This window comes from Pseudomonas antarctica, assembly GCF_001647715.1.
GTDB lineage: Bacteria > Pseudomonadota > Gammaproteobacteria > Pseudomonadales > Pseudomonadaceae > Aquipseudomonas > Aquipseudomonas antarctica_A.
Genome location: NZ_CP015600.1, coordinates 6,144,966 through 6,164,371, shown reverse-complemented (window position 1 = coordinate 6,164,371; position 19,406 = coordinate 6,144,966). Strand labels below are relative to the sequence as shown.

Here is a 19,406-nt window from a genome sequence, read left to right as displayed (position 1 = left end):
TCCCAGTGTGACCGGTTTACCCCGGGAGGGTGTTGATATCGGTCAGTTAAAGCAAATTGAGGATCGTGGCCCACTGCTCAGGCGTGACCGCCATGACCGAAAGCCGGCTGCCCTTTTGCACCAGCGGCAGTTCGGCGAGGGCGGTTTGCTGTTTCAGGTAACCCAGGCCCAGCACCTTGGGGAAGGTTTTAACGTGTGCCACGTTGATCGCGCTCCACGGGTTTTTCTCCGGGCTGGCCTTTGCATCGAAATAGTGGCTGTCCGGTTCCAGCGCAGTGGGGTCGGGGTAGGCCGCTTCGATGATTTTGCCGATGCCGGCAATGCCGGGCTCGGGGCAGCTGGAGTGGTAGAAGAAAAACTCATCACCGACCGCCATGGCTCGCAGGAAGTTGCGCGCCTGGTAGTTGCGAACCCCGTCCCAGCGGGCTTCGCCGAGCTTTTCCAGGCCGTTGATGGAAAGTTCGTCGGGCTCGGATTTCATCAGCCAGTAGGCCATTTTTGGGCTCCTGAAAAAGGCATTGGATAAGTTGTCAGGCAATTCCATGACAAACCGACAGTCGGTTGGCGTCAAGGTTTGCGTGTTGGTTCGCGTTACCGCAGAATGCCCGCTTTTAAGCTTGACGCAGCTGCAACGGACTACTTTGGAACGTTGTTGTCATCGTGTACGAGGTGCCTGAAGGGGGGCAATCGATGCAACGTAAACCGGATTTACTATGGATTTTGGTTATTTTGTTTGGTCTGGGCGTCGTGACCACCGGGTATGCCCAGAGCTTGTGGTCGAACAAGACCGATGCACCCATTGAACTGGCTCAGCAGCAGCCGCAACCGTTCAAGCGTTAACACTTTTTCAAGGCGTCGCTGACTCCAGCGACGTTTCTGCGACATACCACTGCTTATCGGTGACGGTGCCCGCCAGTGGCACGTCCCAGCTTGCCTGCGCCAGGCGCTCGACTTTCTGACATTCGTGGGCCAGCCCCAGCAGCGTCGGCTTGCGCCAGCTTTGGCGCCTGGCGAGGTAGGCCAGGCTGCGGTCATAAAACCCGCCGCCCATGCCCAGGCGCCCACCCACATCATCGAACCCCACCAGCGGCAGCAGCACGAGATCGAGTGCCCATACCGGGCGCTGGCGATTGGCATTCACGCGCGGCTCAAGAATGCGAAAGCGATTGGGCAACAACTTCTCCCCAGGCCGCACACGCTGGAACACCATCTTGGTTCGCGGCCAGGCACTGAGCACCGGCAGGTAAGTGGCCTTGCCCCGGCGCTGAGCGGCGCGCAGCAGCAAGCGCGGATCGATTTCGCCGTCCGTCGGTAGATACAAAGAGATATGTCTGGCCCGGCGAAACAGCGGTTGCTGTGCCAGTTGCCGATACAGGCCTTGGGCTGCCTTACGCTGTTCGCTCGGCGTCAGCTCGCGGCGGGCCTTGCGCAACATGCGTCGAAGTTGCGGGCGGGAAAGCGGCGCAGGTTCGGTCATGGTTTTTCGGCTCATAAAACAATGCCAGTCCTGGGACTGGCATTGAGTTTGGGAATTCAGGCTCCCCGACAGAGCCGCTGTCGACTTAGCCCTTGAACCCGAAAGTTCAAGGTGGAAGATGCAGTAGGCTTTAAGGCTTTCCGTCTAGCGGACATGCACACCAGCCCAACGTGCAACTTCCAGGGTAGTGCGAATCGGCTCAGGGACATCGCCGACTGGCAAACACGCCAGGGAGTCGGGCGAGTATACCTTAAACAGACTTGGCAATCAGCCCTTGGGTGCGTCTGAATCGGTGGAAAGCACCAGATCCACGCGTTCCAGCAGGTCACGCACTTGCTCGCGCGTTGAGCCGTTGGCCTGAACGTCAGGCCGTTCCTGCTTATGCAGCAGATCGTGGGTAATGTTCAGCGCAGCCATCACGGCGATGCGGTCGGCACCGATGACTTTGCCGCTGCTGCGGATTTCACGCATTTTGCCGTCCAGGTAGCGGGCAGCACTTACCAGGTTGCTGCGTTCTTCCTGGGGGCAGATGATCGAATATTCTTTGTCGAGGATCTGCACGGTAACGCTATTGCTTGAACTCATGAGTCTTGCTCCAGGGCCTTCAGGCGCGAAATCATCGATTCGACCTTACGCCGGGCGATTTCGTTTTTTTCAATGAGGTGAGCGCGTTCCTCGCGCCAGGTCTTTTCCTGAGCTAATAGGAGTCCGTTTTGACTCTTAAGTTGCTCGACCCGATCAATTAGCAACTCGAGTCTGGCCATCAGCGCTTGCAGTTCGGTGTCTTCCATTGGGTTCCACTGGATTTGTCTGATGAATGGCAACTGCAGGATAAACGATCTGACGCCCTCGATAGTCTTGGTACGTCTGCCGGTGCTAGGATACAGCGCTTCATTCTAGACATTGCGCCGTCTGGCGCCTAGCTCACCATGCCTATTCAGAACTCCCCGTACGACGCTTTTTCCAAACTGCTGAGCTCCAGCGGTCATCCTTGCTCGCCTGCCGAACTGCACGGCGTGTTGTTGGGCCGCAGCTGCACGGGTGTTGGCTTCGATGCCGACAACTGGCTGGCTGATGTGGCCGAGCTGCTGGAAACCGAACCGACCGAGAACGTGCGTAACGCGCTGATCGGCCTGCAAGAGATGGTCAAGGGCGAGCTGACCGGTGATGACGTCACCGTAGTCCTGCTGTTGCCGACCGACGACGCGCCACTCACCGAACGCGCTGCGGCGCTGGGCCAATGGTGCCAGGGTTTCCTCCACGGCTTCGGCGTGAACGCCGGCGGCCTGGAACTGAGCACCGATGCCAAGGAAGTGTTGCAAGACTTGGCGGCCATCTCCCAGGTGCAAGATGCCCTGGAAGAGTCCGAAGACGGCGAAGGCGACTACATGGAAGTGATGGAATACCTGCGCGTCGCGCCGCTGCTGCTGTTCACCGAGACCAAAAAATCCGCTGAGCCCGCTGCACCCAAGCCTTCGCTGCATTAAGAAAGGAAGCCCATCTGCCCATGATCCATATCCCGAAAGCGGAATACACCCGTCGCCGCAAGGCGCTCATGGCGCAGATGGAACCCAACAGCATCGCGATTCTGCCGGCCGCTGCCGTGGCCATTCGCAATCGTGATGTCGAGCACGTCTACCGCCAGGACAGCGACTTCCAGTACCTGAGCGGTTTTCCCGAACCCGAAGCGGTGATCGTGCTGATGCCCGGTCGCCAGCATGGTGAGTACGTGCTGTTCTGCCGCGAACGCAACGCCGAACGCGAATTGTGGGACGGCCTGCGCGCCGGCACCGAAGGCGCGATCCGTGACTTTGGCGCCGACGATGCATTCCCCATCACCGACATCGACGACATCCTGCCCGGCCTGATTGAAGGCCGTGACCGGGTGTACTCGGCGATGGGCAGCAACGCCGAGTTCGACCGGCATGTGATGGAGTGGATCAACGTGATCCGCTCTAAAGCGCACCTGGGCGCCCAGCCGCCGAACGAATTTGTTGCCCTGGATCATCTGCTCCACGACATGCGCCTGTATAAATCGGCGGCAGAAGTGAAAGTGATGCGCGAGGCCGCGCGAATTTCCTGTGCGGCCCACGTGAAGGCCATGCAGGCCAGCCGCGCGGGGTTGTATGAATTCAGCCTGGAAGCCGAGCTGGATTACGAATTTCGCAAGGGCGGCGCGAAAATGCCGGCCTATGGCTCCATCGTCGCCGCCGGGCGCAACAGCTGCATCCTGCATTATCAGCAGAATGACGCGGTGCTAAAGGACGGCGACCTGGTGCTGATCGATGCCGGTTGCGAGATTGACTGCTACGCCAGCGACATCACCCGTACCTGGCCGGTCAACGGCAGGTTTTCGCCCGAGCAAAAAGCGATTTACGAGATTGTGCTGGCGTCCCAGGAAGCTGCCTTTGCCGAAATTGCGCCGAACAAACACTGGAACCAGGCCCATGAAGCGACGGTAAAAGTCATTACTGCCGGGCTGGTGAAGCTGGGGCTGTTGCAGGGCGATGTCGACGAGTTGATCGCCAGCGAAGCCTACCGTGCGTTTTATATGCACCGCGCCGGCCACTGGCTGGGCATGGATGTCCACGATGTGGGCGAGTACAAGGTCGGCGGCGAATGGCGCGTGCTGGAAGTCGGCATGGCGTTGACCGTGGAACCCGGCATTTATATTTCGCCGGACAACCAGAACGTAGCAAAGAAATGGCGTGGCATTGGCGTGCGCATCGAGGACGACGTGGTGGTGACCAAACAAGGCTGTGAAATTCTGACCGGCGGCGTGCCCAAGACGGTTGTCGAGATCGAAGCGCTGATGGCGGCTGCCCGATGAGCCGGGTCAACCTGGCGATAATCGGCGGTGGCCTGGTGGGTGCGAGCCTGGCGCTGGCGTTGCAGGCGGGCGCCAAGGCGCGTGGTTGGAACATCGTGCTGATCGAACCCTTTGCGCCGGGTGACAATTACCAGCCGAGTTACGATGCGCGTTCTTCGGCGTTGTCTTACGGCGCTCGTCAGATTTATCAGCGGTTGGGCCTGTGGCAAGCCATCTCCCGCCGCGCCGAGCCGATCAAGCAGATTCATGTGTCGGACCGTGGGCGCTTCTCCACTGCGCGGTTATCCGCGATGGAGGAAGGCGTGCCTGCCCTCGGTTACGTGGTGGAAAACGCCTGGCTCGGCCAATGCCTGTGGCAAGGTTTGGACAAAGAAGTGGTGAGCTGGCGTTGCCCGGCGGAAGTCACGCGCATGGAGCCGCTGCCTGACGGCTATCGCCTGACCCTCAATGATGAAACCGTGTTGGAGTGCGACCTTGCGGTGCTGGCCGATGGTGGCCGCTCCGGTTTGCGCGAGCAATTAGGCATCGGTGTAAAAACACGCCCGTACAACCAGAGTGCGCTGATCGCCAACATCACCCCAAGCGAGGCACACAACGGCGAAGCCTTCGAGCGCTTCACCGATGAAGGCCCGATGGCCTTGCTGCCGCTGCCGGACAATCGTTGCGCGCTGGTCTGGACGCGCATCGGCATGGACGCCCAGCGCCTGGCCAACCTTGATGAGCGCAGTTTCTTGAGCGAACTGCAGGGCGTGTTCGGCTACCGCCTGGGTACCCTGAAGCAAGTGGGCGCTCGTCATTTGTATCCGCTGAGCCTGGTGGAAGCGGAAGAACAAGTACGCTCCCACCTGGCAGTCCTCGGCAATGCGGCCCACAGCCTGCACCCGATTGCCGGGCAGGGATTCAACCTGTCCCTGCGCGATGCGACTGCCTTGGCCGAAGCCTTGCTGGCCGGGCCGGCGGTGCCGGGGGACCTGGCGACGTTGCAAGGTTATCGCGAGCGCCAGCGCCTGGATCAGAAACTCACGGTGGGTTTCTCCGATCAAGTCACGCGCCTGTTTGGCAGCGCTCAACCCTTGGTAGCCATGGGCCGCAATATGGGCCTGCTGGGCCTGGACCTGCTGCCGCCGGCCAAACGCTGGTTCGCCCGCCAGGCCATGGGCTTGGGTACGCGCCCCGATGCGTAAGTGGTTGATCGAACGCTTGGGTAAAGCGCGGCTATTGCGTTGGGTCATGACCCTTTATCCGCCCTATCTGGGGGCGGGGATAAGCGTGCAGCACATGAGCGCCGACTTTCGTCACGTCAAAGTGCGCATGGGCCTGGGCTGGTACAACCGTAATTACGTCGGCACGCAATTTGGCGGCAGCCTGTATTCCATGGTCGACCCGTTCTACATGTTGCTGTTGATGGAGAACCTGGGTCGCGACTACATCGTCTGGGACAAGGCCGCGAGTATCGATTTCATCTCGCCGGGCAAAGGCCCGGTGTATGCCGAGTTTTCCATCGACGAGGCCTTGCTGGACGAGATTCGCGGACAGACCGAAGGGGGTGAGAAGTACTTGCCCCAGCTTCAGGTGCAGATTCATGACGGCTCCGGCACCTTGGTGGCGCGGGTCGACAAAACCCTTTACGTGCGGCGCAAGCCGCCAGCGAGACAGGCTTAAAGCATGGACATGCGCGCAGATGTGCTGATTGTCGGGGCCGGAATGGTCGGGAGCGCCTTGGCGCTGGCGTTGCAGGGCAGTGGCCTGCAAGTGCTGCTGCTCGATGGCAGCCCGCTGAGCGTCAAGCCGTTCGACCGTGACGCGACCTTCGAGCCCCGCGTGAGCGCCTTGTCGGGCGCCAGCCAGCGCATCCTCGAGCGCTTGGGCGTGTGGGACGGCATCGTGTCGCGGCGCGCCAGCCCTTACGGTGAGATGCAGGTGTGGGACGGCAGCGGCACTGGGCACATCCACTTTTCGGCGGCCAGCGTGCATGCCGAAGTGCTGGGGCATATCGTCGAGAACCGTGTGGTTCAGGACGCGTTGCTTGATCGCCTGCACGATTGCGACCTGGGCTTGCTGGCCAATGCGCGCCTGGAGCAGATGCGTCGCTCCGGTGATGACTGGCTGCTGACGTTGGCCGATGGCCGCAAATTGCGTGCACCGCTGGTGGTTGCCGCCGACGGTGCCCACTCCGCCGTGCGCCGCCTGACCGGCACCGCGACGCGTGAATGGGATTACCTGCACAACGCCATCGTCACCAGCGTGCGCAGCAGCCAGACTCACCAGCGCACGGCGTGGCAACGCTTTACCGATACCGGCCCGCTGGCATTTTTGCCGCTGGTGCGCGACGGGCAAGAAGATTGGTGCTCAATCGTCTGGTCGACCACACCTGCTGAATCCGAACGCCTGATGGCGCTGGATGACGACAGCTTCTGCCGTGAACTGGAGCGCGCCTTTGAAGGGCGGCTCGGTACGGTGATCAGCGCCGACCCGCGTGTGTGCGTGCCGTTGCGCCAACGTCACGCCAAACGTTATGTGTCTGAAGGCCTGGCGCTGATCGGCGATGCGGCGCACGTGATCCACCCGTTGGCGGGGCAGGGCGTGAACCTGGGTTTTCTCGATGCAGCAGTGCTGGCCGAAGTGTTGTTGGCCGCTACCGAGCGCGGCGAGCGCCTGGCCGATGTGAAGGTGCTGAGCCGCTACGAGCGTCGACGCATGCCGCATAACCTGGCGTTGATGGCGGCGATGGAAGGCTTTGAGCGCTTGTTCCAGGCCGATCAACTGCCTTTACGCTGGCTGCGCAACGCCGGGTTGAAAATGGTCGACCAGATGCCCGAAGCCAAAGCGGTTTTTGTACGTCAGGCCCTGGGGTTGACGGGAGATCTGCCGGAGCTGGCCAAGCCCTGACTTGAAATGCAGTCCCTGTGGGAGCCGGGCTTGCCCGCGATGAGGCCATCAGCGCTCGCGCAAATCCGGCTGTGCAACATCTGGTAACTCCTCCGTCGAGCGCTACCAATGTGAGTCCTTATCATTTGCCCTCTTTTTGCAAATGAGAGACCGCACCCATGTTGGCACCCAAGCGCCTCCTGACTGCCCTGGCACTCACCCTTATCGGCAGCACCACCGTGCAGGCAGCCGACGAAGTCGTGGTCTACTCCTCGCGCATCGACGAACTGATCAAGCCGGTGTTCGACGCCTACACCCAGAAAACCGGGGTGCAGGTGAAGTTCATCACCGACAAGGAAGCCCCGCTGATGCAGCGGATCAAGGCCGAAGGCGAAAACGCTACGGCTGACCTGCTGCTGACCGTCGACGCCGGCAACCTCTGGCAGGCCGAGCAGATGGGCATCCTGCAGCCGTTCACCTCTGAAGTGATCAATAAGAACATTCCCCTGCAATACCGCGCTTCCAGCCACGCGTGGACGGGTCTTAGCCTGCGCGCGCGGACCATCGCCTATTCCACTGACCGGGTAAAACCGGGCGACTTGACCACTTACGAAGCCCTGGCCGACAAGCAGTGGGAAGGTCGACTGTGCCTGCGCACCGCAAAAAAGGTCTACAACCAGTCGCTGACTGCCACCCTGATCGAAACCCATGGCGCGGCCAGGACCGAAGAAATCGTCAAGGGCTGGGTCAGCAACCTGTCCACCGACGTGTTCTCCGATGACATCGCAGTGCTTGAAGCCATCAACGCCGGGCAGTGCGACGTGGGTATCGTCAACACCTACTACTATGGCCGCCTGCACAAGCAGAAGCCGGACCTGGCGGTGAAGCTGTTCTGGCCGAACCAGGGCGACCGTGGCGTGCACGTGAACCTGTCAGGCATTGGCCTGACCAAGCATGCGCCGCACCCGGAGGCTGCCAAGGCCTTGGTGGAGTGGATGACCACGGCTGAGGCGCAGAAGATTTTTGCCGATGTGAACCAGGAGTTCCCGGCTAACCCTGCCGTGCCGCCGTCAGCGGAAGTGGCGACCTGGGGCAAGTTCATCGCCGATACCTTGCCGGTGGAAGTGGCGGGCAAGCGCCAGGCTGAGGCCATTCGCTTGATGGACCGCGCTGGCTGGAACTAAATTTTTAGAACGCCGCTGATCAAAATGTGGGAGCTGGCTTGCCTGCGATAGCCTCACCGAGGAGTGACTGACACACCCAGGTGCCTGCATCGCAGGCAAGCCAGCTCCCACATTGGTTAGCGACGACTTCAAAACCTTCATTTTCCCGAGAGTTTTTCCTTGGCCCACCCCGCCCAACGCCGCTGGTACCTGCCGGTCTTCACCGTCGCCGCTCTGGTACTGCTGCCGCTGAGCGTGCTGTTGCTGTCCTGGCAAAGCATCGACACGCAGATCTGGTCGCACTTGTGGGAAACCCAGATGCCACGTCTGCTGGGCAACACGCTGACCCTGGTGCTGGGCGTCGGCGTTGGTGTGACGCTGCTCGGCGTGAGCCTGGCCTGGCTGACCAGCCTCTGCGAATTTCCCGGGCGGCGCTGGCTCGACTGGGCCCTGATGCTGCCTTTCGCTATTCCTGCCTACGTGCTGGCCTTCGTGTTTGTCGGCCTGCTCGATTTCGCAGGGCCGGTCCAAACCCTGCTGCGTGAATGGTTGGGCAGCGGTCTACGCCTGCCGCGCGTGCGTTCCACTGGCGGTGTGATCATCGTGTTGGTGCTGGTGTTCTACCCCTACGTCTATCTTCTGGCGCGCACCGCGTTTTTGGCTCAGGGCAAAGGCTTGATGGAGGCGGCGCGAGTGCTCGGCCAATCGCCCTGGCAAGCGTTCTGGCGCGTGGCGCTGCCCATGGCACGTCCGGCGATTGGCGCTGGCGTAGCGTTGGCGTTGATGGAGACCCTGGCAGATTTCGGCGCAGTCTCGGTATTCAACTTCGACACCTTTACCACCGCCATCTACAAGACGTGGTACGGCTTTTTCAGCCTTTCCAGCGCCGCCCAACTCGCCAGCCTGTTGCTGCTGGTGGTAATGCTGGTGCTCTATGGCGAACGACGTGCCCGAGGTGCCAGCCGCGCGGGCAATGAGCGGCCACGCGGCAAGGCGCTGTATCACCTGCGCGGGTTCAAGGCCGCAGCTGCCAGTGCTTGGTGTGGTTTGGTGTTTGCCTGTGCCTTTGTTATCCCGATGCTGCAACTGGTTGCCTGGTTCTGGCAGCGGGGTCGGTTCGATCTGGATGAGCGTTATACCGGCTTGATCGTTCACACCCTCTACCTGGGCGGCATCGCGGCCCTGATCACGGTCAGCGTTGCGTTGATATTGGCCTTTGCCAACCGTCTGGCGCCGACGCGCGCGATTCGCTCCGGAATCAGCCTGGCCAATGTCGGCTATGCCTTGCCGGGCTCTGTGCTGGCGGTGTCGATCATGCTGGCGTTCAGCTACCTGGACCGTGAGCTGGTAGTGCCGTTGTCAGGTTGGCTCGGCGGTGCTGGCAAGCCTTTGTTGCTCGGTAGCCTGTCCGCGCTGGTCCTGGCGTATCTGGTGCGTTTTCTGGCGGTGGCCTACGGGCCGCTGGAAAACAGCCTGGCGCGAATCCGGCCGTCTTTACCGGAAGCGGCGCGCAGCCTCGGCGTAAGTGGGCCACGACTGTTTTGCAAAGTGTATCTGCCGCTATTGCTGCCGGGGACATTGAGCGCGGCGCTGCTGGTGTTCGTCGATGTGCTCAAGGAAATGCCTGCGACCCTGCTGATGCGCCCGTTTGGCTGGGACACCCTGGCGGTACGGATCTTTGAAATGACCAGTGAAGGGGAATGGGCGCGGGCGTCGTTGCCGGCACTGACACTGGTGTTGGTGGGCCTGTTGCCGGTGATCGGCCTGATCCGACGCTCTGCACGACAAATCGGTTAGGTGCCAGTCCTACGGCTTGCGGCTACAATGCGCGGCATTCGGTGCGCTCCGTCTTTCGGGGCGAGTCGCTAAATGTCGCTGCAGGCCTGGTAATACAAGGTGTTCAGCGCACATGGCAACTCTGCGCATCTTCGCCAAGCCCGGAAGGAGAAACCCATGGGACAGCGTACGCCTCTGTATGACCTGCATCTCGCCCTCGGCGCGAAAATGGTCGATTTTGGCGGTTGGGATATGCCTCTGCATTACGGCTCGCAAGTTGAAGAGCACCATCAGGTGCGACGCGACTGCGGGGTGTTCGATGTATCTCATATGACCGTGATTGATGTCACAGGCCTTCAGGCCAAGGAATGGCTCCAGCACCTGCTGGCCAATGATGTCGATCGTTTGCATGGCTGCGGCCGTGCGCTTTACAGCGCCATGCTCAATGAGCAGGGCGGCGTGGTGGACGACATGATCGTCTACCGCACCGAGACGGGCTACCGGCTGGTGGTCAACGCCGCCACCCGTGACCAGGATATGGCCTGGATGCAGGCACAGTTGGGCAACTACTCGGTGCAACTGCATGAGCGGTCCGAGTTGGCGATGCTTGCCATTCAAGGGCCGCATGCCCGGCAGAAAATCGCCGAGTTGGTCACCCAGTCTCGCGGCACGCTGATCCATCAGCTCAAGCCGTTTGAAGGCCAGGTCGACGGCGATTGGTTTATCGCCCGCACGGGTTACACCGGTGAGGATGGCCTGGAAATTGTCCTGCCTGCCGCCCAGGCACCGGGATTTTTCAACGATCTGGTCGGTGCCGGTATTTCACCCATTGGCCTTGGCGCCCGCGATACCCTGCGCCTGGAAGCCGGCATGAATCTGTATGGCCAGGATATTCACCAGGATGTTTCGCCCCTGGCGGCCAATATGGCCTGGAGTATTGCCTGGGAGCCTGCCGATCGCCAATTCATCGGCCGTGCCGCCCTCGAGGCGGAAAAGGCAGGCGGAGTGCGATTCAAATTGGTCGGGCTGGTGCTGGAGGAGCGTGGGGTTTTACGTGCTCACCAAGTGGTTCGTATCGCCAATGTTGGCGAAGGAGAGATCACCAGTGGTAGTTTCTCTCCTACGCTGAGCAAATCCATTGCGCTGGCGCGTGTGCCGACGGCCACTGCCGATCGGGCCGAAGTGGAAATCCGCGGTAAGTGGTACCCGGTTCGAGTGGTCAAACCGACCTTCGTGCGCCATGGCAAAACCTTGATCTAACTATTTCCGGCAGGCCAAAGGCCGCTGACATTTAATCTTGAGGACACAGACTATGAGCGATATCCCTGCCGACCTGCGTTTTGCCGAAAGTCACGAATGGGCCCGTCTGGAAGCTGACGGCACTGTGACCGTCGGGATCTCCGATCATGCCCAGGAAGCGTTGGGTGATGTGGTGTTCGTTGAGCTGACCGAAGTCGGCAGCGTGTTTGAGGCGACTCAGCAGGCGGGTGTGGTTGAATCGGTGAAAGCCGCTTCGGATATCTACTCGCCGATTGCTGGCGAAGTGATCGCGGTGAACGATGCCTTGAGCGGCGAGCCTGAGCTGTTGAACTCCGACCCGTACGGCGCCTGGATCTTCAAACTCAAGCCAAGCAACCCGGCTGATCTGGAAAAACTGCTGGATGCCGCCGGCTACAAAGCCGCCATCGGCGAGTAAACGCGAGCAGTTGGAACAGCACAAATCAATGTGGGAGCTGGCTTGCCTGCGATGCAGACGCCTCGGTGTAGCGGTTACACCGTGGTGATGCCATCGCAGGCAAGCCAGCTCCCACAGTTGATTGCGGATAGCTGGCAGTTTGTTTTCAGCTCGCTTTCAGTACCGCTTTAACCGCAGCGACCGACCGCTCCACGTCCGCTTCTGTCATCGCCGTGAACATCGGCAACGACACGATCAAACGCCCAACACGCTCCGACACCGGGAACATGCCTTCCTTGAACCCCTGCGCCCGATAAAGGCTCAGCAGGTGGATCGGCGGGTAGTGATAGCCAATGCCGACGCCGTGGGCCTGCATTTGCTCCATGAAGGTCGCGCGCGCGGGCAGGCCATCCTGACGCTCCGGCAGTACCAGCTGGAACAGGTGCCAGTTGCTGTTTTCGAAATCCGCCGGCGGAAGTTGCGCGCCGTACGTCTCTTCAAAGTCACTGCCGAAGCACTTGAAGTAGTGCCGTGCCAGGTTCTGGCGATGGGCAGTGATCTTCTCGATATGGGCAAACTGCCCCAGGCCGATGGCTGCGGCAATGTCGGTCATGTTGAACTTGCCGCCCAACACATCTACGTCCAGGCCGTCGAAGCCGGTACGGGTAACGCCCTGCAGGCGATATTTTTCTGCCAGGCGCGCTTCCTCGGCGTTGTTCAACACCAGGCAACCCCCTTCGGAAGACGTGATGTTCTTGTTCGCCTGGAAGCTGAACGACACGAAGTCGCCCGTAGCGCCGATACGCTTGCCATTCCAGCTGGAACCCAACGCCTGGGCGGCGTCTTCGACGATACGCAGGTTGTACTTGTTGGCCAGTGCATACAGCATCGGCATATCCAGGGGCAGGCCCGCCAGGTACACCGGGATGATCGCCTTGGTACGTGGGGTGATCGCTGCTTCCACCTGGGCCAGGTCGATATTGCGGGTGACCGGGTCGATATCGGCAAATACCGGCGTGGCGCCCACTTCCAGAATGACGTTGGCGGTGGCGACCCAGGAAATGGGAGTGGTGATGACTTCATCACCAGGGCCGATCCCGGCGATGCGCAGGGCAATCTCCATGGTGCAGGTGCCGGAGTTGAAGGTGCGTACCGGACGGCCGCCAAAGTATTCCGACAGTTGTGCTTCGAACGCCTGCACTTTTGGCCCGCTGGTGATCCAGCCTGAGCGCAGTACGTCGCCGACCGCCGAGATGGTGGCTTCATCAATGGTAGGTTTGGAAAACGGCAGAAAGGGCTGTTGGCTCATAACGACGAAGGCATCCGTTTCAGATAGGCGATAAGTAATAGACGTATCAGTACCGCATAGTTGCACGGTTCGACTGAATATAGCCTGTCATGCGTGAATGAATCGTCATGTTACGGACAAAAAAATGCCGCTTGGGAAAGCGGCATTCTTTATAGGGCGCTGTTACTCGGTCACAGCGTTTTTCGCGAGGATAGCGTTGGCCAAATCCATATCGGTGGCCTTGAGGCCAGGGTTGTCAGCGCGCACTTTTTGCATGGCGGCTTCCAGGTACGGGCCGCGGATGCCGCCGTCGCTGGCAACAAAGCTGCCTGCGTCGTCTTGGGCGGCGACCACCAGCTTGTGGTCCTTGAAGGTCAGGTACGTCGAGCCGGTAGTGGCGCCCGATGAGATGACGTTGCGCCAGAAACTGTCGGCCATGGCTGAACCGACAGGAAGGGAAAGCACAGCGAGGGTTGCGACAGCATATTTGAGACGCATGATGGGTGACTCCGACTGGGTTATCTGAACAGTTTGATTGTAGTTAGCCCAACCGAGTTCCATCACTGACTAAACAGTTTCGACCTGTAAAACCACGCCTTCCTGACCAATGACACGTACTTGAGCGCCTACGGGGCTGTCCGGGCCAGTCACTATCCACACGCCATCGCCGACTTTTATCTTGCCCCGGCCATCGACGATCGCCTGATGCACCAAAAATGTGCGACCGATCAACTCCGAGCCGCGCATGTTCAGCCCCGGCTGGTCGCTGACTTTGGCGCTGCTGCGCTGGCGTTTCCACCAATACACGGCTGTCAGGATCGACAAAACAGCGAATAGCAGCAGCTGCCACTCCAGCCCAAGCGGTGGGACCAGAAACTTGATCACGCCTACGGCAGCGGCGGCAATCCCCATCCACAGCAGGTAGCCACCGGCGCCGAATACTTCAAGAATCAACAGCACCGTACCCAGTGCCAACCAGTCCCAGAACGACAGATGCTGCAGGAAATCCCACATGGCGACTGCCTCAGCCTTTCTTGTTGTCGAAGGTTGCCTTGACGATTTCGCCGATGCCACCGACTGCGCCAATCACCTGGCTGGCTTCCAACGGCATCAGGATGACTTTGCTGTTGTTGGCCGAAGCCAGCTTGCCCAAGGCATCGATGTATTTTTGCGCAACGAAGTAGTTAACCGCCTGCACGTTCCCCGAAGCGATTGCCTCGGAAACTACTTGTGTGGCGCGGGCTTCGGCTTCGGCCTGACGCTCGCGGGCTTCGGACTCCAGGAAAGCCGCCTGACGGCTACCCTCGGCCTCAAGGATCTGCGCCTGCTTCTTGCCTTCGGCAGTCAGGATCGCCGATGCGCGCAGGCCTTCGGCCTCCAGAATCTGCGCACGCTTGATCCGCTCGGCTTTCATCTGGCCGGACATGGCGGCCATCAGGTCGGCAGGCGGGCTGATGTCCTTGATCTCGATCCGGGTGATCTTGATGCCCCACGGTGCCGTGGCTTCATCCACGGTACGCAGCAGTTTCTCGTTGATGCCGTCACGCTGGCTCAACATCGCATCCAGTTCCATGGAGCCGAGCACGGTGCGGATATTGGTTTGCAGCAAGTTACGGATAGCATGCTCGAGGTTGTTGACCTCGTAGGCGGCCTGGGCCGTGTTGACCACCTGGAAGAAGCACACGGCGTCGATCTGCACGGTGGCGTTATCGGCGGTGATGACTTCCTGAGGCGGGATATCCAGCACGCTTTCCATCACGTTCATCTTGCGACCAATACGGTCCATGATCGGAATGATGATGTTGAGGCCGGGTTTGAGGGTGTTGGTGTAGCGACCGAAGCGCTCGACGGTCCATTGGTAGCCCTGGGGCACCACTTTAAAACCCATGAACAGGATGGCTACGGCCAAACCCACGAATAGAAGCAGTACGGTTCCGATCTGCATAGCGATTCCCTATCTGATGGTGTCAGTGAAACGATGTGCGACCGAGTGTAACGGTCTGGTCACGGATAAGGACGGTTTCACGGCGCAACAGCCCATTCATTTGTATCTGAATCCCCAGGCGTTACCCGCAATACTTCTGCCAGGGTTGTCAGCCCTGCGTTCACTTTATCGATACCGGCCATTCGCAGGCTGCGCATGCCTTGCCCGAGTGATGCACGGCGTAGAGCCTGCACATCGGCGCCGGGGGTGATCAGCGCCTTGAGCGTCTCGTCCATCACCATGATTTCGTAGAGCCCGGCTCGGCCTCGATAACCGCTGTCACGACACTCCCCGCAGCCGGTAGCTTCGTGGACAGGTTCCTGCGTATTCACCGCGCGTTTACAGTGAGGGCACAAAAGCCTTACCAAACGCTGTGCCATCACCCCTATCAGCGTAGCTTTGATCAAATAATGAGCAATACCCAGTTCCTGCAAACGACTGACGGCGCTGGGAGCATCGTTGGTGTGGAGGGTCGATAGCACCAGATGCCCGGTCAGTGCGGCCTGGATCGCCATCTCTGCCGTTTCCTGGTCGCGAATCTCACCGATCATGATGATGTCCGGGTCTTGGCGCAGCAGCGCGCGGATACCGCTGGCGAAGGTCAGGTCGATGTTGTGTTGCACTTGCATCTGGTTGAAGGCGGGCTCAATCATTTCGATCGGATCTTCCACCGTGCACAGGTTGACCTCGCGGGTCGCCAGTTGCTTGAGCGTGGTGTAGAGGGTACTGGTCTTGCCAGAGCCGGTAGGCCCGGTAACTAGGATGATGCCGTTGGCCTGACGGGTCATGGCGTGCCAACGTTGTTGGTCTTCGACGGATAAACCCAACTGGTCAAAAGCCTTGATCAGCACCTGTGGGTCGAAAATACGCATCACCAGTTTTTCGCCAAACGCGGTCGGCAGGGTTGAAAGGCGCAGTTCCACCTCGATGCCCTCCGGGCTTTTGGTCTTGACCCGGCCGTCCTGGGGTTTGCGCTTCTGCGCGACATTCATCCGGCCCAGGCTTTTCAGGCGGCTGACCACCGCCATCGTGACCTGAGGCGGAAATTGATACACGTCGTGCAACAGCCCGTCGATGCGAAAGCGCACCCGGCCCTGGTCGCGACAAGGTTCGATATGGATATCGCTGGCCCGTTGGCCGAAGGCGTACTGCAACAGCCAGTCGACGATATTGACGATATGCGCGTCATTGGCATCTGGCTCCTGCTCGCTGGCGCCGAGGTTGAGCAGTTCGAAATTGCCGGCCACCGCCACCTTTTGATCAGCGCCGCTGACGGACTGGGCCAGCCGGTAGAACTCGCCAATGCAGCGTTGAATGTCCTTGGGGTTGGCGACCACGCGCTTGATCGAGCGTTTCAGCACCTGCGCCAGCCCAGCTTCCCATCCGCTGACATGGGGCTGGGCGCTGGCGACGGTGACGGTTTGCGCATCCACGGCCACCGCAAGGATCGCGTGGCGCTGCGCGAAGGCGTGGGACATCAAGGGCACTACCGTCGCCACGTCGATCTTGAGCGGGTCTATGCGCAAATAAGGCTGCCCGACATGCCGGGCCAGCCATTGGGTCAGTGTTTCCAGGCAAAGCCCTTCAGCTGCGATGCATTCAAGAGGGTGCAGTGAGGAAGGCGTCGTCGATAACCTGTGCGCCACATCCGCTGTAATCAGCTGTTGCTCGACCAACGCGGGCAGCAATTGATGCAGTTCCAATCGGTGATCGTGCAAGGCAGCGGGCATGGACATTTCCTGGGCAGTGTCGGGCGTAATTCCAGGCTAGCCAGTCTCTGAACATCCACCTCCCAGTGTGTATTGCAGGCTTTTACAGACTGGCTGCCGTCACCGCCTGAGGCCGCAGGGAGTCGGCCCGCCACACTTCCAGCGAACACACGCTGATCAGGTTTCTAATCTTTTCACCGATCACCTGGGCGCGATGCCAGCTCAAACCGTCCATCACGATGTCAATGCTCAGCAGGTCGTCTTCCCGGTTCACATTGACCTGGTGCGGCGTCAGGAACTGCAATGCGAAGTAGTTGAGCACTCGGCACAGCACATCCGGTTCGGCCTCGGCGACGATCTGATAATGCGCCTGGCAATGGGCGCAGTTGACGGCCCACGCATCGACGCGGGCAGAGGGCGGTGTGGTTTCGACGACGTGCATGCTGACTCTCCAGATTCGACTGGAGAAATTTTTACATTCGCTACGGGAGATTTCTTATCTAAGATGGAGCTGATTTGCGATTTATTGAATAAATCAATTCGAGATAAGCGTCATAACAGGTATTTCTATGCACAGTGAGTTGGACGCCTACGACCGCCGTATCCTGGCCCTGTTGCAAGAGGACGCTTCACTGTCCAGCGCGCAGATCGCCGAGCAGGTGGGCCTGTCGCAGTCGCCGTGCTGGCGGCGTATTCAACGGCTCAAGGAAGAAGGCGTGATTCGCGGGCAGGTGACGCTGCTCGACCGCAAGAAGATCGGCCTCAACACGCAGATTTTTGCCGAGGTAAAACTCAACGCCCACGGCCGATCCAACTTCACAGAGTTCACCGAAGCGATTCGTGGGTTTCCGGAAGTGTTGGAGTGTTACGTGCTGATGGGGGCGGTGGATTTTCTGCTGCGCATCGTCACCTCTGACATCGAGGCGTACGAGCGGTTTTTCTTCGAGAAGCTGTCGATGGTGCCGGGGATTCAGGAGGTCAACTCGATCGTGGCTTTATCCGAGATCAAGTCCACTACCAGCCTGCCCGTATTGCGCTGACAGGGCCTGCCTCATCGCGGGCAAGCCCGCTCCCACAGGGAATTATGTACACAGTCCAATGTGGGAGCGGGCTTGCCCGCGATTGCGGTATTACAGGCGCAGCAACGTTTTCCAGGCACGGTTCTGATACACCGCAATTGCCTGATGCATGCGCGCATCCAGCGATTCGTCGGTGATCAACTGGTTAGCCAGTTGCGCCAGCTTGTTCAGCTCGCCGTACAAACGGTCCAGTTCCGGGATGTCTACCACCTGGCGCGCGTGGTGCAGCCAGGCCTGGATGCGCTCGATGCGCGGCAGTTGCTCGGCCAGGTCTTCCGGTTGTTGCTGGTAGCGCGGCAGTTGCAGGGCGACGGCATCGTCAGCCAGCAGGCGCGGTAGCCAGTTGGTGATTTGCGCGGCGCCCTGACGGTTGCCACGCACGTTGCGGTCGGTGGTCCAGGTGCGGGCCAGCAGCCAGCGCGAGGTGTTCAGCGAGAACAAGCCCCAGCGCACGTCTTCCAGCTCTTCAGCGAATTGTTCCGGCGCGGCTTTGCGAATGTCTTCGTCGTCATCACCGGCCTGGACCAGTGGGCGCCAGTCTTCCAGCAACGCATCCAGCGAGCTGCGCAGCTCACTGGTGGATTGACGCGGAGCGGCCTGGCCGAGGCTGCCGATCAGGGCGCGCAGTTCGCCGAGGTTGTCGACCCAGTCCTGCAGCAGGCGCCAGTGGCCATTGAAACGGTATTGTTCGGCCAGGCGCTGGCTGCTGCCCAGCAGGTGCCACATGATGGCGGCGAAGGCGTCGTCCAACGGCATTTCGGCGTGGATCTGCGGCGCTGGCAGGCTCAGCGAGTAGCTGTTGGCGTCGTACAAGCGGTAGCCACGCTCGGCTTTGCTGATATCGCAGGGCATCAGCGCCAGGGTGGCGGCCAGCTCGGCGGCGAGTTCCAGCAGGGCAGCCGGTTCACCTTCGCGCAGTTCCAGTTCCAGCTCGCAGATTTCTTCTTTCTGCTTGCCCACGACCACGTGGCCCAGGTCCAGGGCGGCTTCGATGACCACCTTGGCCTTGCCACGGCCCCAGGCGATTTCAGCGCGCTCACGCACGAAATCGGTGGTGAAGATCGGCTTGAGGGTCTTTTTGTCCAGCTCGGCCAGTTGCTCGGGCCAGCACTCGCCGTCGAGTTTCTTCACGTCGAGCTTGGCCTTGGGCAGGTCCCAGTTGAACTCGTTGCGTTCCGACAAGCCAGCGACGCTCTGGCCACGGGTCTTGAGGGTCTGGATGATTTCGTCACCGTCCTTGCGCAGGCGCAGGGCGACTTTGGCCTGGGCCAGGTCGCGCTCGGGGGTGTCGAAATACTGGTTCATCAACTCACGGCGTTCCCAGCCACTTTTGTTGCGTTTTTTCAGTAGCGGGTGCTCACGCAGCGCGGCGAGTGTTTCGCGGCTGACGCGGAGCTTGATTTCGGTTTCTTTCTGCATGGCCGGAAAATCCAGGATCGGGAGCGCAGCCGGGGAAAAGTGTGGCTGCCAAGGTCGTGCAGTGTACAGGACTGAGCCCGGCAACGCGCCGCAACGGTTTATTGTGTCGTGCAGATGGTTCTATAGTGGGGCTCATCC

Annotated in this window: 22 protein-coding genes and 1 other RNA gene; 11 read left to right on the top strand and 12 right to left on the bottom strand. The window is 60.3% G+C overall.

Features of this window, described 5'->3' with window-relative positions; genetic code table 11:
• Positions 1 to 46 precede the first annotated feature (46 nt).
• Complete coding sequence (locus A7J50_RS28090; RefSeq protein ID WP_064454644.1) at positions 47 to 496, bottom strand: EVE domain-containing protein; 450 nt, start codon at positions 494 to 496, stop codon at positions 47 to 49.
• Between the two features lie 194 nt (positions 497 to 690).
• Between A7J50_RS28090 and A7J50_RS31710 the strand changes: the two genes are divergently transcribed.
• A complete protein-coding gene (locus A7J50_RS31710) occupies positions 691 to 840 on the top strand; it encodes a hypothetical protein (RefSeq protein ID WP_167353713.1) in 150 nt (49 codons plus the stop codon).
• A 7-nt stretch (positions 841 to 847) separates the two neighbouring features.
• On the opposite strand, the gene A7J50_RS28085 is transcribed toward A7J50_RS31710, so the two are convergent.
• From A7J50_RS28085 to A7J50_RS28070, 4 genes are all read right to left on the bottom strand, one after another.
• Positions 848 to 1,477, bottom strand: a complete 630-nt coding sequence (locus A7J50_RS28085) for a 5-formyltetrahydrofolate cyclo-ligase (RefSeq protein WP_064454643.1) — start codon at positions 1,475 to 1,477, stop codon at positions 848 to 850.
• A gap of 58 nt (positions 1,478 to 1,535) precedes the next feature.
• A non-coding RNA gene (gene ssrS / locus A7J50_RS28080) (6S RNA) lies at positions 1,536 to 1,714 on the bottom strand.
• Positions 1,715 to 1,744: 30 nt separating this feature from the next.
• Positions 1,745 to 2,062, bottom strand: a complete 318-nt coding sequence (locus tag A7J50_RS28075; RefSeq protein WP_064454642.1) for a cell division protein ZapA — start codon at positions 2,060 to 2,062, stop codon at positions 1,745 to 1,747.
• Positions 2,059 to 2,268 carry a TIGR02449 family protein gene (locus A7J50_RS28070; RefSeq protein ID WP_064454641.1) on the bottom strand — a complete coding sequence of 70 codons (210 nt, stop codon included), beginning with the start codon at positions 2,266 to 2,268 and terminating at the stop codon, positions 2,059 to 2,061. The genes A7J50_RS28075 and A7J50_RS28070 overlap by 4 nt, the downstream gene beginning before the upstream one ends.
• Before the next feature lie 138 nt (positions 2,269 to 2,406).
• On the opposite strand from A7J50_RS28070, the gene A7J50_RS28065 reads away from it, so the two are divergent.
• From A7J50_RS28065 to gcvH, 9 genes are all read left to right on the top strand, one after another.
• Positions 2,407 to 2,964, top strand: coding sequence for a YecA family protein (locus A7J50_RS28065; protein WP_017135268.1), 558 nt, complete (start codon positions 2,407 to 2,409; stop codon positions 2,962 to 2,964).
• Positions 2,965 to 2,984: 20 nt separating this feature from the next.
• A complete protein-coding gene (gene pepP / locus A7J50_RS28060) occupies positions 2,985 to 4,307 on the top strand; it encodes a Xaa-Pro aminopeptidase (protein WP_064454640.1) in 1,323 nt (440 codons plus the stop codon).
• Positions 4,304 to 5,491, top strand: a complete 1,188-nt coding sequence (gene ubiH / locus A7J50_RS28055; RefSeq protein ID WP_064454639.1) for a 2-octaprenyl-6-methoxyphenyl hydroxylase — start codon at positions 4,304 to 4,306, stop codon at positions 5,489 to 5,491. The genes pepP and ubiH overlap by 4 nt, the downstream gene beginning before the upstream one ends.
• Positions 5,484 to 5,969, top strand: coding sequence for a DUF4442 domain-containing protein (locus A7J50_RS28050; protein ID WP_064454638.1), 486 nt, complete (start codon positions 5,484 to 5,486; stop codon positions 5,967 to 5,969). The genes ubiH and A7J50_RS28050 overlap by 8 nt, the downstream gene beginning before the upstream one ends.
• A gap of 9 nt (positions 5,970 to 5,978) precedes the next feature.
• Positions 5,979 to 7,196: a 2-octaprenyl-3-methyl-6-methoxy-1,4-benzoquinol hydroxylase gene (locus A7J50_RS28045; RefSeq protein WP_167353743.1), complete on the top strand. Its 1,218-nt coding sequence runs from the start codon at positions 5,979 to 5,981 to the stop codon at positions 7,194 to 7,196.
• A gap of 158 nt (positions 7,197 to 7,354) precedes the next feature.
• Positions 7,355 to 8,359: an extracellular solute-binding protein gene (locus A7J50_RS28040; protein WP_064454636.1), complete on the top strand. Its 1,005-nt coding sequence runs from the start codon at positions 7,355 to 7,357 to the stop codon at positions 8,357 to 8,359.
• A gap of 159 nt (positions 8,360 to 8,518) precedes the next feature.
• Positions 8,519 to 10,135 (top strand): ABC transporter permease, encoded by a 1,617-nt coding sequence (locus tag A7J50_RS28035; RefSeq protein WP_064454635.1) that lies wholly within the window; start codon positions 8,519 to 8,521, stop codon positions 10,133 to 10,135.
• A gap of 156 nt (positions 10,136 to 10,291) precedes the next feature.
• Complete coding sequence (gene gcvT / locus A7J50_RS28030) at positions 10,292 to 11,374, top strand: glycine cleavage system aminomethyltransferase GcvT (RefSeq protein ID WP_064454634.1); 1,083 nt, start codon at positions 10,292 to 10,294, stop codon at positions 11,372 to 11,374.
• A 52-nt stretch (positions 11,375 to 11,426) separates the two neighbouring features.
• Positions 11,427 to 11,810, top strand: a complete 384-nt coding sequence (gene gcvH / locus A7J50_RS28025) for a glycine cleavage system protein GcvH (RefSeq protein ID WP_064454633.1) — start codon at positions 11,427 to 11,429, stop codon at positions 11,808 to 11,810.
• Between the two features lie 145 nt (positions 11,811 to 11,955).
• Here gcvH and A7J50_RS28020 read toward each other — a convergent pair whose 3' ends face one another.
• The 6 genes from A7J50_RS28020 to A7J50_RS27995 all read right to left on the bottom strand — a co-directional run bounded on the left by A7J50_RS28020 (position 11,956) and on the right by A7J50_RS27995 (position 17,212).
• Positions 11,956 to 13,098, bottom strand: a complete 1,143-nt coding sequence (locus A7J50_RS28020) for a DegT/DnrJ/EryC1/StrS family aminotransferase (RefSeq protein WP_064454632.1) — start codon at positions 13,096 to 13,098, stop codon at positions 11,956 to 11,958.
• A 162-nt stretch (positions 13,099 to 13,260) separates the two neighbouring features.
• Positions 13,261 to 13,575: a DUF2388 domain-containing protein gene (locus tag A7J50_RS28015; RefSeq protein ID WP_064454631.1), complete on the bottom strand. Its 315-nt coding sequence runs from the start codon at positions 13,573 to 13,575 to the stop codon at positions 13,261 to 13,263.
• A gap of 69 nt (positions 13,576 to 13,644) precedes the next feature.
• Positions 13,645 to 14,091, bottom strand: coding sequence for an NfeD family protein (locus tag A7J50_RS28010; RefSeq protein ID WP_064454630.1), 447 nt, complete (start codon positions 14,089 to 14,091; stop codon positions 13,645 to 13,647).
• A gap of 10 nt (positions 14,092 to 14,101) precedes the next feature.
• The gene (locus A7J50_RS28005; RefSeq protein WP_053258568.1) at positions 14,102 to 15,022 is read right to left on the bottom strand and encodes an SPFH domain-containing protein; all 921 of its coding nucleotides are present in this window, start codon (positions 15,020 to 15,022) and stop codon (positions 14,102 to 14,104) included.
• A gap of 77 nt (positions 15,023 to 15,099) precedes the next feature.
• Positions 15,100 to 16,791, bottom strand: coding sequence for a GspE/PulE family protein (locus A7J50_RS28000; RefSeq protein WP_064454629.1), 1,692 nt, complete (start codon positions 16,789 to 16,791; stop codon positions 15,100 to 15,102).
• An 82-nt stretch (positions 16,792 to 16,873) separates the two neighbouring features.
• Positions 16,874 to 17,212, bottom strand: a complete 339-nt coding sequence (locus A7J50_RS27995) for a hypothetical protein (RefSeq protein WP_064454628.1) — start codon at positions 17,210 to 17,212, stop codon at positions 16,874 to 16,876.
• 127 nt (positions 17,213 to 17,339) lie between these two features.
• On the opposite strand from A7J50_RS27995, the gene A7J50_RS27990 reads away from it, so the two are divergent.
• Positions 17,340 to 17,810 (top strand): Lrp/AsnC family transcriptional regulator, encoded by a 471-nt coding sequence (locus A7J50_RS27990; RefSeq protein ID WP_003195279.1) that lies wholly within the window; start codon positions 17,340 to 17,342, stop codon positions 17,808 to 17,810.
• A gap of 90 nt (positions 17,811 to 17,900) precedes the next feature.
• Here A7J50_RS27990 and A7J50_RS27985 read toward each other — a convergent pair whose 3' ends face one another.
• Complete coding sequence (locus A7J50_RS27985; RefSeq protein WP_064454627.1) at positions 17,901 to 19,268, bottom strand: inorganic triphosphatase; 1,368 nt, start codon at positions 19,266 to 19,268, stop codon at positions 17,901 to 17,903.
• Positions 19,269 to 19,406 lie beyond the last annotated feature (138 nt).

Excerpts from the sequence above, each read along its gene's own strand:
- A7J50_RS28090 (WP_064454644.1), bottom strand. The coding sequence starts at position 496 with ATGGCCTACTGGCTGATGAAATCCGAGCCCGACGAACTTTCCATCAAC.
- A7J50_RS31710 (WP_167353713.1), top strand. The coding sequence starts at position 691 with ATGCAACGTAAACCGGATTTACTATGGATTTTGGTTATTTTGTTTGGT.
- A7J50_RS28085 (WP_064454643.1), bottom strand. The coding sequence starts at position 1,477 with ATGACCGAACCTGCGCCGCTTTCCCGCCCGCAACTTCGACGCATGTTG.
- A7J50_RS28075 (WP_064454642.1), bottom strand. The coding sequence starts at position 2,062 with ATGAGTTCAAGCAATAGCGTTACCGTGCAGATCCTCGACAAAGAATAT.
- A7J50_RS28070 (WP_064454641.1), bottom strand. The coding sequence starts at position 2,268 with ATGGAAGACACCGAACTGCAAGCGCTGATGGCCAGACTCGAGTTGCTA.
- A7J50_RS28065 (WP_017135268.1), top strand. The coding sequence starts at position 2,407 with ATGCCTATTCAGAACTCCCCGTACGACGCTTTTTCCAAACTGCTGAGC.
- pepP (WP_064454640.1), top strand. The coding sequence starts at position 2,985 with ATGATCCATATCCCGAAAGCGGAATACACCCGTCGCCGCAAGGCGCTC.
- ubiH (WP_064454639.1), top strand. The coding sequence starts at position 4,304 with ATGAGCCGGGTCAACCTGGCGATAATCGGCGGTGGCCTGGTGGGTGCG.
- A7J50_RS28050 (WP_064454638.1), top strand. The coding sequence starts at position 5,484 with ATGCGTAAGTGGTTGATCGAACGCTTGGGTAAAGCGCGGCTATTGCGT.
- A7J50_RS28045 (WP_167353743.1), top strand. The coding sequence starts at position 5,979 with ATGCGCGCAGATGTGCTGATTGTCGGGGCCGGAATGGTCGGGAGCGCC.
- A7J50_RS28040 (WP_064454636.1), top strand. The coding sequence starts at position 7,355 with ATGTTGGCACCCAAGCGCCTCCTGACTGCCCTGGCACTCACCCTTATC.
- gcvT (WP_064454634.1), top strand. The coding sequence starts at position 10,292 with ATGGGACAGCGTACGCCTCTGTATGACCTGCATCTCGCCCTCGGCGCG.
- gcvH (WP_064454633.1), top strand. The coding sequence starts at position 11,427 with ATGAGCGATATCCCTGCCGACCTGCGTTTTGCCGAAAGTCACGAATGG.
- A7J50_RS28020 (WP_064454632.1), bottom strand. The coding sequence starts at position 13,098 with ATGAGCCAACAGCCCTTTCTGCCGTTTTCCAAACCTACCATTGATGAA.
- A7J50_RS28015 (WP_064454631.1), bottom strand. The coding sequence starts at position 13,575 with ATGCGTCTCAAATATGCTGTCGCAACCCTCGCTGTGCTTTCCCTTCCT.
- A7J50_RS28010 (WP_064454630.1), bottom strand. The coding sequence starts at position 14,091 with ATGTGGGATTTCCTGCAGCATCTGTCGTTCTGGGACTGGTTGGCACTG.
- A7J50_RS28005 (WP_053258568.1), bottom strand. The coding sequence starts at position 15,022 with ATGCAGATCGGAACCGTACTGCTTCTATTCGTGGGTTTGGCCGTAGCC.
- A7J50_RS28000 (WP_064454629.1), bottom strand. The coding sequence starts at position 16,791 with ATGCCCGCTGCCTTGCACGATCACCGATTGGAACTGCATCAATTGCTG.
- A7J50_RS27995 (WP_064454628.1), bottom strand. The coding sequence starts at position 17,212 with ATGCACGTCGTCGAAACCACACCGCCCTCTGCCCGCGTCGATGCGTGG.
- A7J50_RS27990 (WP_003195279.1), top strand. The coding sequence starts at position 17,340 with ATGCACAGTGAGTTGGACGCCTACGACCGCCGTATCCTGGCCCTGTTG.
- A7J50_RS27985 (WP_064454627.1), bottom strand. The coding sequence starts at position 19,268 with ATGCAGAAAGAAACCGAAATCAAGCTCCGCGTCAGCCGCGAAACACTC.